Here is a 15,614-nt window from a genome sequence, read left to right on the forward strand (position 1 = left end):
GCGGACGTGAGCGGACGTGCACGCGACGCGCCGACAGGACGTCGGCAGAGCGCCGGTGAGACGGGTAGATAAGTGGATGATGATGTCGTGTTCACCCTGAAACCCAACGTGTTTCGCGCCTTGAAGCCCCGCGGGCAGGCGGCGTCAAACCGTCCAGTTCGGTGGCAACGAGGAGCGAGCGAATGCAAGGCAAAAGTGCGAGCGTGTGCGCACCAAATTTCGAGTGCAGGCCCGCTGATCCGATCGCCACGGCGGCGATGCGCTCGTGTATCGTCGGACGTGGAATGCGTCGGCCCTTTCCTGCGCTCGTGTTGCTGGTTGTGACGCTCGTACTCTCGCTGATGCCGACGAGGAGCTACGCGGATCAGCGTACGAGCCACTTCGCCGAGCAGCTCAAGACCAACGACGACTACCGCGTCCGGACGCAGGCGGCGCTCGCGCTCGGCGCGTCGGGGGACGACGCTGCCGCGAAGCCGCTCTGCGACGCCCTGACCGACGCCAACGCGTCCGTCAGGGTCGCGGCGGCCGCGGCGCTCGGCAGGCTGGGCAAGCCCGCGGGGCTCGCGTGCCTGCAGCGGGCCGAGGGCCGGGAGCAGACGCCGGCCGTCAAGTCGCAGATGCAGAAGTCGATCGCGACGCTGTCCGCCGGCGGCGGGGGCGGCCCGTCGCCTCCGCCGCCGCCGGGCGCCGACACGAAGTACTACGTGGCCATCGAGATCACGAACAAGAGCGGCCGCCCCGAGTCCGAGATCGAGCCGCTCGTGCGCGCCGCGATGCAGGAGAAGATCCTCGCGAAGGCCGGCTACGCGGTGGCCCCCAAGGGCGAGACGCTCGCCCAGGGCAAGAAGATTCTGAACGGCAAGAAAATGAAGGGCTTCTACCTGCTCGCGACGGTCGAGCCCGCCGTGTACCAGGGGGGCAACCTCACCCAGGTGGTCCGCGTCAGCATGTGGACCTATCCGTCCAAGTCGCTCCAGGGCGAGTTCGCGCCCAAGCTCACGCAGAGCGGCACCCCGAAGAAGGACGTCCAGAGCGAGAACATCCTGATGAAGATGTGCGTCGAGAACGCGGTCGAGACCTTCCACAAGGTCGTCGCCTCGCTGTGACGCATCATCGCGGCTCGATATTGGCTTTCCCCGTGCCTCACGACCCTTGTCATCTCCAGCCAGCTTCGAGGATCCCATGAGCGACGCTTCCAGCACGGCCCCGCAGACCTCCGCCCCGGAGGTCAGAGCGCGCTACCAGCGGAGCGCGCGGAACTACCTGCTCGATCAGAAATTCCAGCTGAAATACACGGGGTTCCTCGTGGGGATCAGCCTCGCGCTCTCCGCGGCGCTCGGGATCCTCCTCTGGAACGCCAGCTCGAAGATCATCGAGCAGAGCCGCACCGCCGTGCAGCAGGGGCAAGAGATCGTCCGTCAGGGTCAGGAGACCGTCAAGCGCGGCCAGGAGGTACTCGTCCAGAGCCGCCGGGTCAGCGAGGTCGTCGCGATGAACATCGCGAAGGAATACAAGGACGACCCCGAGCTCGCGAAGACGTTCGGCGAGGCGGCGCAGCGCGACGAGAACAAGCTCAAGGACGAGCAGGCGCGGCTCGAGCGCGACGCGGCGTCGCTGCAGCAGCGCGCCGCGGCGCTCGAGCGGCAGGCCGTCGAGGTCGCGGACAACCAGCAGATGCTGCTCCGCCTCATCGTCGCGCTGCTGTCGCTGCTCGTCCTCGGCGTCGGCGTGGCGGGCATCGTCTTCACGCACAAGATCGCCGGCCCGATCTTCAAGATGAAGCGGCTGCTCCGCCAGGTCGGCGAGGGCAAGCTGGTCGTGCGCGAGCGCCTGCGGAAGGGCGACGAGCTCCAGCACTTCTTCGAAGCGTTCGAGAAGATGGTCGAGGATCTGCGGGCGCGCCAGCAGGCCAAGATCGAGAAGATGGACGCGATCCTCGCGAAGCTGGAGGCCGACGCGCGCGCGCAGAAGGGCGCCGTCGAGATCGACCCCGACGGCGTCGCGCAGCTCAAGCGCCTCCGCACCGAGATGCAAGAGCAGCTCGACGCGTGACCCGCTCGCGTGCGCCCGAGCGGCGCGCGCCTCCTCGAGCAGCCCCGCAGCAGCAGCTCGAAATCGATCCGAAATCAACCCCAAAAATCGAAGCGCGCTAGAAGGCAGCTTTGATGAGCTCGACTGCCGGCTCGCCGTTCGGGAGGAACGTCACCGACGCGGCGTCGAAGCGCATCCGCTCCACGCCGCGCACGCGCGAGAAGCGGGCGCGCCAGAGCTGCTCTCCGGCGCGCCGCACGCGCGCTCGCTTTCCCGCGTCGATGCTGTCGAGGGCGCGGACGTACGAGCCGGCGCCGCGCGTCCGCACCTCGATGATCGCGATGACCGGGCCGTCCCGCGCGATCACGTCGATCTCCAGGCGGCCGACCCGCGCGTTGCGCGCGACCACCTCGATCCCTTGCGCCGCTAGGTAGGCGACGACGGCGTCTTCGGCGCGCGCCCCGAGCGCTCTCCGCGCGTCCGCCGGCGGAGCGGCAGCGGGCGCGATCTCCGCGCGGCGAGACGACGCGCCTCCGGGGTCGCCGCGCTCGTCGGCGCCCGCGGCGCGCGCGCCTCCCGCGAGCCCGCCGCCGCGCGTCGCACGGACCGGCGGCTCTCCGGTGCGCGACGTGCGCGCCGGCGGCGAGCCGTCGTGTGAGCCTGAACCGTCGCTGGAGGGAAGGGCGCCGCCGGTCCGATCGACCGGCGCACGCCGAGGGCTGCGCGAGGCGCGGCGGCCCGTCACCCGATGCCTAGAAGCCCGCGCACTGGTCCGAGTTGACGCGGCCGGGCACGTCGGCGCACTCCCCCTCGCTCTCGAACTGCGAGCCCTGCTTGATGCAGTACTTGCCGGTGAGGAGCGGGTCCCCGAGCCCGACGTTCGGGCGGATCTCGGAGCAGGTGAAGCCCTGCGGGCACTCACAGAAGTTGAAGTTCGGATCGTCCGGCTCCCCGTCGGCCACGCCGCACCGGCAGGAGCAGTACACCGCCTGCTGTGCGTTCCGTTGCGAGTCGGGGGCGCACTGGCCGCAGACGGGCGACGCGACGGGAGCCTCGGTCCCCGGCACGCAGCAGGGCTTGCCCGCGTTGTCCTCAGCAGTCGGGTCCTGGCAGCCGACGAATTCGCCCTTGTCGTTCAGGGCGCGGCACACGTGCGCTTTGCACATGCCGTCGGTGTCGCAGCGCCAGCCCTCGCCGTAGCAGTCGTCGTCGGTCTGGCACCGGCAGTCCTGGTTCCCAGCGCAGTTCGGCGGCTCGACCGCCCCGGACAGAACGCATTCGCCCTTGTCGCCGCAGGACGCCGCGTTGTTCGGATCGCAGGGCGCCGGCGCCTCCTGGCCGAGGGGGCAGCTCACGCGCCCCTGGAAGTGGTTCACCAGGCAGATCCGCGTCTGGCACTGGAAGGACCGCGATTCGATGTTCTCTTCCGTCACCTTGAAGCCAGCGAACTGCGGATCGTACTCGTCTTCGGGCAGGCACGGGTCGCCCACGCCGCCGCTTTCACACGCGGAGGGCAGGCTCGCCATAGCGACGACGCTGAGCAGGCCGAGCAGGCCGGACAGAATGGAACGGGTCATCAGAACGTGCTCCTTCGGCGGCGGTGCGCGCCTTCGCCTCGGCAGAAGGCGCGCGGACGGGAGGCAAGAAAACGCTCAAGTCGAGGTGCTCAAAGGCACAACGTCAGCGGTTGGACCCTAGACGAAGCGCGCCTTGAGCGTCAACAGCCGGATGGGGCGCGCCCCGCCGAGGTGGGGCGCCGTCGCCGGCGCGCAACGTTCGACCCCCGCGCCCGGCGGTCCCTTGGCAGGGGGCGGCCACGCTTCCGGGGCGCGGCGCCGGCGTGGCGTTCCCGTGAAGGAAGCGGCGCCGCAGCTCTTCGATAATTCCACCCTCGACTGCTACGCAGTGCGCAACCCCAAGGCCGACGCGGCGCCCGGTGTCCGAGGCCAGGAATGTAGCGCAGGCCCACGGCCGGCATCGCTTGACAAGCCGCGCGCCACAATCCTACCATCCCCCGCCACACGCAAGTATCCGTTGATTCTCATTGAACTTTTTGGTTCTCGACCGAGCTGCCTCGGGGGTCTACGGCGCGCGCTTCCGGTGTGTGGAGCCGCGAACGGGGCGAAGGGGCCACGATCTTTACGTCGCCGAAAGCGAGGAACGACGATGCGGAACCGGCTGGCGAGTATCTGCCTTGTAGCTTCTGCCCTCTTGCTCTCCCCCGCCGTGGGGCACGCGCAGGCCGGCAAGGGTAAGCCCGTCGCGGCTGGAAAGGCGGACGCCAAGGGCGGCACGAAGCCCAACAAGGAGATCAACCTCGACGAGGATGCGGGCCCCGTGACGGCGGGCCAGATGACGGAGGAGGCGGCGCAGGCGAAGCGGCTGTTCGACAGCGAGCGGTGGAGCGACGCCGCGCGGCAGCTGAAGCGCGTCGTCGACGGCGACACGGGGGACGACGAGGGCAACCGCCAGATCGCGCAGTACCACCTCGCGATCGCGCTGTACCGGCTGCAGTTCTACCAGGCGAGCTATGCGATCTTCTCGCAGGTCGCCGACAAGCCGAGCCACCTCAAGTTCAACGAGACGCTGCTCTGGCTGTCCAAGCTCGCGACGCAGCTCCCCGAGCCGGCGGACATCATCGAGCGCGTCGGCAAGTACAAGACCGAGCAGATCGCGCGGTTCAACAACCCCCAGCAGCGCGACCTCTACTGGCAGCTGAACTACCTGCTCGGCCGCTACAAGTACCGGAACCGGAACTACGAGGAGGCGATCGCCCTCTTCGCGAAGGTCGACCCCAAGAGCAAGTACTACGTCCAGGCCCAGTTCTTCAGCGGCATCTCGTACGTGCAGCTGCGCAAGTCGGTGCCGGCGGTCAAGTCGTTCCAGCGGATCGTCCAGGCGATCGACGAGGGCGTCGAGGGCGTCGAGGACGAGGCGCGCATGCGCGACCTCGCGTTCCTCTCGATGGCGCGCACCTACTACTCGGCCTCCGTCCGCCTCGACGACAACAACGTCCCGACGATCGACGCCGCGAAGCTCTCGGCCGCCGTCAAGTACTGGAACCGCGTCGACGTCGCGAGCGAGTACTGGCTGGACAGCCTCTTCGAGCAGTCCTGGGCGTACTTCATGGCCGGGCTGTACCCGCAGGCCCTCGGCAACATCCACACGATCGAGTCGCCCTACTTCCCGAACTCGTTCTATCCCGAGGCCGACATCCTGAAGGCGGTCGTCTCCTTCACGATCTGCCAGTACGGCGACGCGACGACGATCGTCGCGAAGATGAAGAAGAAGTACGAGCCGATCAAGAAGGAGCTCGAGTCGATCCTGAACCGGTTCCAGGGGGAGGGGAACGAGGAGCGCTTCTTCCAGTTCCTGAAGGACGTGAGCGACGGCAAGGCGAACCTGTCGCCGACGGTCCGCCCGATCGTCGAGAACGCGCTCTCGGATCGCCAGCTCCGCCGCAACATGGAGTACGTGCGCGTGCTCGACGAGGAGGCGGAGCGGTTCAAGAAGGCGCCCGTCAACTTCCGCAACTCTCCGGTCGGCAGCGAGGTGACCGACGCGCTCGATTTCGCGCGGAGCCTCGCGATCCGGAACGCCGGCACGCTCGGCCGGGAGCGCTACCAGCGCAACCTCGACGAGCTCAACGAGCACCTCCGCGACTCGTCGAAGATCCTCATCGACATCACCGCGGCCGAGCGGAACAAGCTCGACCAGCAGGTCGTCAGCGGCCAGCTGTCGAAGGAGGACGCGCTCACGTACGGCGTCGTCAAGCCCGACGATGAGCACGTGCTGTGGCCGTTCGACGGCGAGTACTGGCGCGACGAGCTCGGCTTCTACCGACAGGTCGTGACGTCGAAGTGCAGCAAGTGAGAGATTTCTTAAACGTTTGCCCCGCGGCCTGGGACCGCGGGGCAGGGAGCGCTTCCTCACGGGGGTCCGTGGCGGAGGGACGGAGATGGAGATGAAGCAGTCGAAGTTCGGTGTACTGCATGCGCTCCGCGCGGCGGCAGGCACGCTGGCCGTGGCGGCGTGCGCCGTCACGACGAGCCCCGCGTCGGCGGCCGACGCATGCATCACGCAGCCCGCGAAGGACGCGATCGCCGCGTGTCCGGGCGGCAAGCTGCAGGTGTCGGCGGGCAAGAAGCCGCAGGTCAGCTTCAAGTCGGCCCCCACGGGCATCCAGCTGAAGAAGCGCGACGACCTGACGAAGCCGGCCAACCCGACCGCGTCGCAGGCCTCGGCGCAGCGCGACGAGCGGCGCAACCGCCTCGCCCCGAAGGTGAGGAGCCTGCTGATCACCGAGATCCAGGGCCTCGAGAGCCTGTACGCCTCGACGCCGAAGAACGCGCCGGATCGGCCGAAGCTGATGCGGCGCCTGGCCGAGGGGTACGTCGAGCTGGAGTCGGCGGCGTTCCGCGACAAGACCGAGGGGCAGATCAAGGCGGACGAGGCCAAGCGGAAGAACCCGAAGGCCGTCGCCGGGATCCAGGCCGAGGTCGGCAAGGCCGACAAGATCCTCGTCGCCGCGCGGAAGAGCGCGATCAAGTACTACACGCAGCTCAAGACGCAGTACCCGAAGTACTGCCAGAGCACCAACGCGTCCGACCCCGCGAAGAGCACGGGCTGCACGGACGAGGTCCTCTACTACCTCGCGTACGAGTACGAGCAGGCGCAGCAGCTCGAGGACGCGCGCAAGGTCTACTTCGAGCTCATCAAGAACTGGCCCAACTCGAAGTACATCCCGAACGCGTACCTCGCGTTCGGCGAGCTCTTCTTCAACGAGGCGCAGGGCGACCCGTCCAAGTGGGACCTGGCCGAGCAGTCGTACGTCAAGGTCACCCAGTACCCGCCGCCCGAGAACAAGGTCTGGGGCTACGCCCACTACAAGCTCGGGTACGTCTACTGGAACAAGGGCGACTTCGCCCGCGCCATCAGCGAGTTCAAGAAGACGATCGAGTACGGCCAGCAGTTCCAGCAGATGCCGAACGCGGCCCAGCTCGCGGTCTCGGCGCGGCGCGACATCATCCCGGTCTACGCGCTCGCGGGCGATCCGCGGAAGTCCCATGACTTCCTCCGGCCGCTCAGCGGCGACTCGAGCGGCAGCTCCGAGAAGACGTTCAAGATGATGGACGACCTCGGGCAGAACTACCTCGACACCGGTCATTACAAGGAGGGCATCGAGCTCTACACCGACCTGATGACCCGCGATCGGGGCCCGAAGTTCTGCGTCTACCAGGGGCACATCGCCGAGGCGACGCTCGCCATGAAGTCTGGCAACAAGGACCAGATCATGGACGTGCTCGGGCGCCAGCTCGACGTGCACAACAAGTTCCAGGGCGAGGGGCACCCGGCGGACGCCAAGCTGAAGTGCTCCAACATCACCGCCGGCCTGCTGACCGAGACGGCGATGGCCTGGCACCTCGAGGCGGTGGGCTCGGGCGGCGTGCGCGGCACCGGCGACAAGAAGACGATGCAGCTGGCCGCGCAGCTCTACGACAAGGTCGTCAACAACTTCAAGCAGGAGCAGTTCGCCAAGTTCGAGTTCCCCCGCATCCTGAAGGAGGACTGGCCGAACATCTTCAAGATCAAGTACGCGATGGCCGACCTCCTGTACTTCCAGAAGGACTGGGCCAAGTGCGGTCCGGCCTTCGACTCGGTCGTGGCGGAGGATCCGAACGGCCCGCAGGCAGCGGAGGCCGCGTACGCCTCGGTGCTCTGTTACCAGAACATCTACACCGAGACCCACAAGGACGGCTCCCACCTGAAGGGGTCCGGCAACCTCCCGGACGGGGGGACGGGCAAGAAGGGCGAGAAGGACAAGAAGGCGGACAAGGCGAAGTTCCAGCCCAAGGAGTTCAGCGACAGCCAGAAGGGCATGATCACCGCCTTCAACCGCTACGTCTGCTACATCAAGCCCGCCGCGAACGACAAGGAGGCGCAGGAGCAGTACGTCGAGGTGAAGTACGCGCGCGGCCGCACGTACTTCGAGGCGCAGCACTGGGAGGAGGCGGCGCTCGCGTTCCGCGACGTGGCGCTGAACCACGCCGACAAGGAAGTCGGCATCTACGCGTCCCAGCTCTACCTCGAGTCGCTCAACGTCCTCGGCGCGAACATGGACCCGCCGCGTCCGTCTTGTTACGACGACATGGCCGCGGACGTGCCCAAGTTCATCGACCTCTACTGCAAGGGCGGCAAGGAGAAGGAGAACGCCGAGCAGTGCGGCATCCTGATCCGCATCCAGCGCGACATCGAGCGCCTGCGCGCCCAGAAGCTGGTCGAGGCGGCGGACGCGTCCGGTGGCGTCGAGGCCCTCAAGAACTACGAGAAGGCCGCCATCGCGTACATGGACATGTGGAAGAAGTACGGCGAGGCCGCCTGCGAGGCGAAGCAGCCCGCGTGCGAGAAGAGCGAGGAGATCCTCTACAACGCCGCGAAGGCGTTCCAGGCCGCTCGCCTCATCGCCAAGTCGATTGCAGCCCGTAAGATCCTGCTCGACCCGAGGTACAACCTCCACAACACCGAGCTGGCGAAGACGTCGATCTACGAGATCGGCGGCAACTACCAGGCGATCGCGGTCTACGACGAGGCGGCGAGCTGGTACGAGCGCTACGCCCGCGAGAACCCGAAGGGGGAGAAGGCCGCGGAGGCGCTCCAGGACGCGGTCGTGCTGCGGCTCGGCCTCGGCCAGGAGGACCAGGCCATCAAGGACGCCGACCTCTTCAACAAGAACTACGGCAAGGCGAAGCCCGCGCAGACCGCGCAGATCGCGTTCGCGATCGGCGCGCACTACATCGACCGCGAGGACTGGGATCAGGCGCGCAGGCGGCTGTCGACCGCGATGCCGCAGATCGACCGCAACGCGACGTTCGACGTCCAGGTGCAGGCGCACGCGATGTACGCGCGCGTCCTCCTGCAGACGAAGAGCGTGACCCCGGCGAACGGTGAGTACAACAAGGTCCGCGGTTACTGGAAGGACCCCGCGGCCGCGATGAAGAAGCTCGACGCGATGGGCGGCGAGGAGCCGGAGAAGCTGCGCCGGCTCGGCAAGGTGCTGACCGCGGTCGGCGAGGCCTACTTCCACTTCGCGGAGCAGAAGCGGAAGGAAGTCGATAAGATCAAGTTCCCCGAGTACAAGGGCGCCGGGAACCGCGAGGACGTCCTCAAGCACATCAACACCAAGGTCGCGGACTGGGTGAAGAAGAAGCGCCCGGCGATCGAGGCGGCCGACGCGGAGTACCAGAAGATCCTCAAGCTGGAGCCCACGCCTCCGCCGAGGTGGGTCATCGCCGCCGGCGCGCGCGTCGGTCAGATGTGGGGCAAGTTCGTCGCCGAGTTCCGCGCCGCGCCCATTCCCAAGGAGTGGAAGGGGCACGGCATGGTGCCGGGCACCGACGTCTCGTACGACGAGATCCGAGGCGAGTACTACTCGCGCCTGGACGAGGCGAGCGAGCCGCAGAAGCAGATGGCGAAGGGCGCGTTCAAGACCTGCCTCGACCTGTCGGTGAAGTACCAGTACTTCGACGACTACTCCCGCACCTGCGAGGTGTGGCTGTCGAAGAACTACGGCGCCGAGTACCACCTCATCGACGAATTCCGCGGCTCTCCGTCGCGGGTCAACTCCGGCCTGAGCGATCGTCCGGCGCCGCTGAACCTCGACGGGACGCCCTACCGCGAAGCGCCGACCGTCACGGACAAGCCGGCGGCGGCGGCGAGCAAGGAAGAGGGTGAGGACAAGAAGGCGGCGCCCGGCGGCTCGAAGGAAGGCTCGGCGCTCGATCGGGCCACGACCCGACCCAGGAAGTGATGGAGCGAAACATGAAGAGCTTCACCTCATTGGCAGCGGTTGCGGTGCTCCTCCTGGCCGCGACGGGTTGTGGCGGCGGGAGCGTCAGCGGTACGTCTCGCGCGGCGAAGGATCCGACGACGGGCAAGGAGATCACCGACAGCAAGGGCAACGCCGTGTCGGTCGCGGCGGCCAACAAGTTCAAGACCGCCATGGACACCATGGTCCAGCACGACAAGGCGGCCGACTGGAACGAGGCGACCTGCAGCTCGACGGCCCAGCTGTTCCTCGACGCGGCGAACGAGCAAGGGGACGCGACGTTCGCCGAGGCCATCTACAACGCGGGGCTCGCGTACCAGCGTTGCAAGAAGGACTCGGAGGCGAAGAAGTACTTCCAGCAGGCGCTCCAGAAGAACCCGAAGTTCCACCCGGCGCGCGTCCAGGTGGCGCTCTACAACCTGGCGGAGTCGGGCGAGAGGAACATCGACGCGGCGATCAGCGAGATGCGCCAGGCCGCCGTCGTCGACGCCCAGTACAAGAACGTCGAGGCGCTCGTGCACCTCGCGCTCCTGTACATGAAGCGCGGCAACAACGTCGCCGACAACGATGGCCCCAACGACTTCCAGCGCGCGAAGCGGTACATCCAGAGCGCGCTGGCCGTCGACGACGCCTTCATGCCGGCCTTCAACCAGCTCGCCATCTACTACCTGGAGACGGCGAAGCAGAAGGCGGGCAGGAGGTCGGGCAAGGCGGTCGCGACCAACGTCAGCAAGCAGAAGAAGGTCGACACGCAGGCGCTGGAGCTCGCCGCGCTGGTCTGCTCTCAAGCCATCCGCAAGAACCCGAACTACGCGCCGATCCACAACACCGCGGGCATGATCCAGGTCGAGCTCGCGAACCTGAACGGCGCCGTGCAGGAGTTCAACATCGCGAGGAAGCTCGACCCGACCTTCTACGAGGCGCAGATGAACTACGCCGCGGTGAACCTGCAGTTCCGTGGGTTCCAGCAGGCGGACGAGGCGTACCGCGCGGCCCTGAAGATGCGTCCGAACGACTACGACGCTCACCTGGGGCTCGCGCTCGCCCTGCGCGGTCAGATCGACGACTCGAACTTCGACAACATGGTGGCGGCCGCCGGCGCCGAGCTCGAGGCCGCCAAGAAGCTCGCCCCCGAGCGCCCCGAGACCTACTACAACGAGGCGATCCTGACCCAGGAGTACAAGGCGAAGTCGGGCGGCAAGGCCGCCGAGGGCGCCCTCATGTCGGCGAAGGGGCTGTTCGGCCAATTCATCCAGAAGGCGGGCTCCAATACCGAGTTCGCCGACGCGGTGAAGCGGTCGAAGGAGCGCATGGAGGAGATCGACCAGATCATCGCCTTCAACAAGCAGACCGAGGCCGAGCGCAAGGCGGCCGAGGCCGACATGAAGACGAAGGAAGCCGAGCAGGAGGCAGCTGCCGGGAGCGAGGGCGAGGGGGGAGAAGGGGCGACTCCGGCTCCGTAGGCAGCAGGAGCCCTGTCTCCGATGCTGTCGGACGAGCGCCGCGAGCGGCCCGAGCCGCCAGGGAGAGCGAGCGAGGAAACCTGAAGATTTCCGAGCGAGCTCAAGCGGCATGCCGGGCCGCGTAGCGGCGCGTCAGACAGCGCGTCGAGCCCCCTTCTCTCGCTGACGTAAAGAGAAGGGGGCTCGGCGTTTTCGTCGCAACGCTCTGGGAACCTTGGGTGGATTCGGTTGTCGATGCGAGCGTGGGTCGTGCTCTCCGTCGCACCGATGACATGCGAAGCTGGTTGACCGGCCGCCGTGTAAGGCGGTACAATGGCACTGTAACCGCGTCGGAACATTGTCAGGAGGCTGGAATGAGAGGGTTGACCCGATTGGGTGCGGGAGTCGTCGCTGCCGTTCTTACGAGCGTGGTCGCCTCATCGGCGTTCGCGCAGGCCGCTCAGGGCGGCGGTGGCGGCGCGAAGAAGGAAGAGGGCTACGGGTACGAGTTCTCCGACGATCCGCTGAACGCGGGCGGATTCGGCCCCAACGACGCCACCATCCGCGTGCGGCCCGGCCCAGTCCGGACGACGCTGATCCGGCCCCGTACCTCGTTCGTTCCGGAGATGCTCAAGTCGGTCGAGAACCTCTGATGTGCTGGGCAGGTGGGCACCTGCCCTATTGATGGATCCCCCGGAGCCGGGGGCGTGCGCCGCGGGGCGTATAGGGAAGGCTGGCGGAGATGGAAGGCAAGCAAAGGGTCGCTCTCACATTTGCGCTCTACCAAAACGAAGCGCTCGTCCGTCGGGAGACGATCACGCAGGATATCGTCAAGGTAGGCAAGGACGCGAAGAGCCATCTGCGTGTCGATGACGAGCTTGCCTCGCGCATGCACGCGGTCATCGAGGTCGCCTCCCCGCAGGACATCACGCTCATCGATCTCGGCAACGAGCCGGGGACGATGGTGAACGGGGCGCGCGTCAACAAGTGCAAGATCAGCCCCGGCGATCAGCTCCAGATCGGCGGCACGAAGATCATGCTGGAGCGCGCCGAGCCGGTGGCGGTGGCCGCGGCAGCGGGCCCTGCGAAGCCGGTCCCCGCGAACCCGTTCGCCGCCGCGCCGCCCGCGAACCCGTTCGCCGCCGCGCCGCCCGCGAACCCGTTCGCCGCCGCGCCCGCGAACCCGTTCGCCGCGACCGCCGCGAGCGGGGCAGATCCGTTTGCCTACAACAACCCGTTCGCGCAGTCGGCGCCCGCGGTCGACGAGGTGCCCCCGGACGCGCCCGAGGGCTCCTACACGTACACGCTCGTGAAGAACGGGCCGGACGTGCCGAGCGAGGAGGTCGAGGTCCCGGCGGCGTCCGTCGAGATCATGATTCTGTGGGATGCCGCGGTGCTTCACGTCGCGCACCTCACGCCGCCGCGCTCCTTCTACGTGGGTGAGGAGGAGGGCAAAAACTTCAAGTGCGACTACTTCATCCCCTCGGAGAAGCTCGGCACCACGCGGGCGCCCATCGTCCTCGCCGACCGCTCGGGCTCGGTCTCCGTGGTGCTCCTGCCCCGCGCCACCGGCACCATCGAGATCCCCGGCACGCCGAAGATCACGGTGCAGCAGGCGATCGACCAGGGCCGCGCGCAGCCGTGCTCCGAGCTGTCGGGCGCCTACCAGATGGCGCTCCCGTCCGGCGCCAAGGCGAAGGTCGAGCTCGACGGCATCGTCTTCCAGGTGTCCGCCGTGAACGCGGGCAAGGTCGTGGCCGGCCACTTCCAGCTGGACACGCAGAGCCTGCTGTACACGGGCCTCTCCATGGCGGTGCACCTCGGGCTGCTCGCGGCGATGGCCTTCTTCATGCCGCCGCTCGGCGACACCGGCGAGGACGGGATCTCCGCGGACCAGCAGTTCCTCATCCAGCAGTACCTCGCGGCGGCCGCCGAGAAGGAGATGGAGGAGAAGGAGACCGAGCAGGTCGCCGAGAACGCCGCGGACAACAAGGAGGGCGGCACCGGTACGCGCGCCAAGGGTGAAGAGGGTTCGATGGGTAACCCGAACACCAAGGCCACCGGCAACCGCTACGGCGTCCAGGGCCCTGCGGACAACCCGGATCCGCACATCGCCCGCCAGGCCGCGCTGCGCGACGCCGCCGAGTTCGGCATGATCGGTCTGCTGAACGCCGGCGCCGGCGGCGACCCGAACGCCCCGACCGCGCCGTGGGGCCGCGACGATTCGCTCGGCAACGATCCGCTGAGCGCCCGCGGCAACATGTGGGGTGATCAGATCGGCGACTCCTTCGGTGCGGGCGGCCTCGGCCTCTCCGGTATCGGCGAGGGCGGCGGCGGGCGCGGCGAGGGTATCGGCCTCGGCTCGATCGGGACCATTGGCCACGGCGCCGGCACCGGCACCGGTCAGGGCTTTGGCTCCGGCCACGGCCGCCTCGGCGGGTCGCATCGCACCAAGCCGCCGCAGGTGCGCATGGGTGCGACGAGCGTGAGCGGCCGCCTGCCGCCCGAGGTCATCCAGCGTATCGTTCGCCAGAACTTCGGTCGATTCCGGCTTTGCTACGAGAACGGGCTCAGGAACAACCCGAACCTGCAGGGCCGCGTTGCGGTGCGCTTCGTCATCGGGCGCGACGGCGCGGTCTCGAACGTCGGTAACGGCGGCTCGGATCTGCCGGACAACGGCGTGGTCTCCTGCGTGGTGCGGGCGTTCTACGGCCTGTCGTTCCCGCAGCCCGAGGGCGGTATCGTCACCGTCGTCTACCCGATCATGCTCAGCCCCGGCGGCTGAGCCCGCCTCGCTGGTCGGCTCGCTCGAACGCCCCGCACGCACCGTGCGGGGCGTTCGCCATTTCCCGGACCGGACGCAGCAGGCGCCGGGCGCCGCGCGGCGTCTCCGGCGGCCGCCGCGCCGCGATCGCACGGGGGCGCATCAGGTCGCCGCGCCGTGATCGCGGGGGGGCGCGCCAGGTCGCCGTGCGGCGTCGCGTGGACGCCCACCAGGTCGCCGTGCGTCGTCGCAGGGGAGGGGGGGCGGGGGCCCGCCGGAAGGCGCTGCCGACCGGCGCAAGGGCGGGTCTGAAGCCCTGGACTTCCGCGGTTCGCTCCGCCTATTCTCGCGACGCCGCGCGAGGTTGAACGCGCGCCACCTCAGGAAGCTTGTGACGGTGCCACACGGAGCGGCGCAGCCCGTCTCCGGATTGCTGAAGGAGCGGCGCAGCCGGCTCCGGGGACTGTTGGACGGAGCGGCGCAGCCGGCTCCGAGGACTGTTGGAGAGGGGCGACGCGACGCCCGCGGACACTTCGACGCTGGCAGAGCCGATCCCATTCGAAAGGTGAGCAGATGAAGCTTGGAGCATTCTTGATGGTTGGGCTGGTCGCGTCGAGCGCGGCGGGGATGGGCTGCTCCCGGCATCGGCAGGAGGCCGTCATCCTGGCGAATCAGGCCGACAAGGAGGTCGCCGTCAACCCCGAGGGCGCGGCCAACAAGTACGAGCAGGCGACCAAGCTCGACCCCACGAACCACCGCATCTTCTTCAAGCTGGCGATGGCGTACAAGAAGCGGGACGAGTGGGACAAGGTCGCATCGACGCTGGCCCGCGCCACGCAGATCGCGCCGAAGTTCGCCAACTACTGGTTCGAGCGGGGCTGGGCGCTCGAGCAGCAGGCGAAGAAGAAGACGATCTCCTACGAAGAGGCCAAAGAGCCCTACCAGAAGTGTATCGAGAACGATCCCAACTTCGCGGACTGCTACTCGCAGCTCGGGAACGTTTACCTCTGGACGGACGACGAGCAGAAGGCGCTCGAGAACCTCACCAAGGCGATCGAGCACAACCCGAGCGAGATCCGGTACTACGCGGCGCTCGCCGATCTCTACATCCGCCTCGGCTACGCGAAGGAGGCCGAGCAGGTGCTCAAGGAGGCGAAGTCGTTCGCGAAGCCCGGGGACAAGTACCTCTTCGGCGTCCACAGCCTGCTCGCGTCGGTCTACCAGGAGCGCGGCTCCACCGCGGAGATGGTGACCGAGCTCGAGGCCGCGAAGGCGGCCGCGCCGCAGGACGGCCCCGAGGCCGTACAGATCCTCTGGAGTCTCGGGAGCACGTACGCGACCCTGGATCCGCCGCGCAAGCAGGAGGCGATCCAGATGCTCAAGGGGTTCACAACGCGCGCCTGCAAGGGATCGAAGGCGGCGAGCTTCAAGACCGAGTGCGAGACGGCGAACACGCTCGTCGCGCGGCTCGGTGGCACGTGACGCCGCTCGCGGCGCGGGGCACGTAAGGCGTTTCAATCCGTTCGAAGGTCGGGGCCGAGGGTCGATAATC

General features: G+C 67.9%; 10 protein-coding genes. 8 read left to right on the top strand and 2 right to left on the bottom strand.

The features are described 5' to 3' along the window. Nucleotides 1–320: 320 nt before the first annotated feature. Entirely contained in the window at nt 321–1,106 is a 786-nt protein-coding gene (locus WMF20_RS17145; protein WP_437614948.1) for a HEAT repeat domain-containing protein, read from the top strand. Between the two features lie 76 nt (nt 1,107–1,182). Further along, complete coding sequence (locus WMF20_RS17150; protein WP_437614950.1) at nt 1,183–2,052, top strand: HAMP domain-containing protein; 870 nt, start codon at nt 1,183–1,185, stop codon at nt 2,050–2,052. Nucleotides 2,053–2,149: 97 nt separating this feature from the next. On the opposite strand, the gene WMF20_RS17155 is transcribed toward WMF20_RS17150, so the two are convergent. Together WMF20_RS17155 and WMF20_RS17160 are read right to left on the bottom strand one after the other, a co-directional pair. Then, nucleotides 2,150–2,776, bottom strand: coding sequence for a YraN family protein (locus WMF20_RS17155; RefSeq protein WP_437614952.1), 627 nt, complete (start codon nt 2,774–2,776; stop codon nt 2,150–2,152). 7 nt (nt 2,777–2,783) lie between these two features. Next, a complete protein-coding gene (locus WMF20_RS17160; protein WP_437614954.1) occupies nt 2,784–3,608 on the bottom strand; it encodes a hypothetical protein in 825 nt (274 codons plus the stop codon). A gap of 634 nt (nt 3,609–4,242) precedes the next feature. Between WMF20_RS17160 and WMF20_RS17165 the strand changes: the two genes are divergently transcribed. The 6 genes from WMF20_RS17165 (at nt 4,243) to WMF20_RS17190 (ending at nt 15,544) form a co-directional block, all read left to right on the top strand. After that, complete coding sequence (locus WMF20_RS17165) at nt 4,243–5,904, top strand: tetratricopeptide repeat protein (RefSeq protein ID WP_437614956.1); 1,662 nt, start codon at nt 4,243–4,245, stop codon at nt 5,902–5,904. A gap of 91 nt (nt 5,905–5,995) precedes the next feature. After that, a complete protein-coding gene (locus WMF20_RS17170) occupies nt 5,996–9,838 on the top strand; it encodes a hypothetical protein (RefSeq protein WP_437614958.1) in 3,843 nt (1,280 codons plus the stop codon). An 11-nt stretch (nt 9,839–9,849) separates the two neighbouring features. Next, nucleotides 9,850–11,319, top strand: coding sequence for a tetratricopeptide repeat protein (locus WMF20_RS17175; protein ID WP_437614960.1), 1,470 nt, complete (start codon nt 9,850–9,852; stop codon nt 11,317–11,319). A gap of 353 nt (nt 11,320–11,672) precedes the next feature. After that, nucleotides 11,673–11,951, top strand: a complete 279-nt coding sequence (locus WMF20_RS17180) for a hypothetical protein (protein ID WP_129575384.1) — start codon at nt 11,673–11,675, stop codon at nt 11,949–11,951. Between the two features lie 89 nt (nt 11,952–12,040). Next, nucleotides 12,041–14,083, top strand: coding sequence for an AgmX/PglI C-terminal domain-containing protein (locus WMF20_RS17185; RefSeq protein ID WP_437614962.1), 2,043 nt, complete (start codon nt 12,041–12,043; stop codon nt 14,081–14,083). A gap of 552 nt (nt 14,084–14,635) precedes the next feature. After that, entirely contained in the window at nt 14,636–15,544 is a 909-nt protein-coding gene (locus tag WMF20_RS17190; protein WP_437614964.1) for a tetratricopeptide repeat protein, read from the top strand. Nucleotides 15,545–15,614: the final 70 nt, after the last annotated feature.

The organism is Sorangium sp. So ce834 (assembly GCF_051521425.1).
In the GTDB taxonomy this organism is placed as follows: Bacteria; Myxococcota_A; Polyangia; order Polyangiales; family Polyangiaceae; genus Sorangium; species Sorangium cellulosum_D.

Bases quoted from the DNA above. Each gene is read 5' to 3' on its own strand.
- WMF20_RS17150 (WP_437614950.1), top strand. From the start codon at position 1,183: ATGAGCGACGCTTCCAGCACGGCCCCGCAGACCTCCGCCCCGGAGGTC.
- WMF20_RS17160 (WP_437614954.1), bottom strand. From the start codon at position 3,608: ATGACCCGTTCCATTCTGTCCGGCCTGCTCGGCCTGCTCAGCGTCGTC.
- WMF20_RS17170 (WP_437614958.1), top strand. From the start codon at position 5,996: ATGAAGCAGTCGAAGTTCGGTGTACTGCATGCGCTCCGCGCGGCGGCA.
- WMF20_RS17175 (WP_437614960.1), top strand. From the start codon at position 9,850: ATGAAGAGCTTCACCTCATTGGCAGCGGTTGCGGTGCTCCTCCTGGCC.
- WMF20_RS17180 (WP_129575384.1), top strand. From the start codon at position 11,673: ATGAGAGGGTTGACCCGATTGGGTGCGGGAGTCGTCGCTGCCGTTCTT.
- WMF20_RS17185 (WP_437614962.1), top strand. From the start codon at position 12,041: ATGGAAGGCAAGCAAAGGGTCGCTCTCACATTTGCGCTCTACCAAAAC.
- WMF20_RS17190 (WP_437614964.1), top strand. From the start codon at position 14,636: ATGAAGCTTGGAGCATTCTTGATGGTTGGGCTGGTCGCGTCGAGCGCG.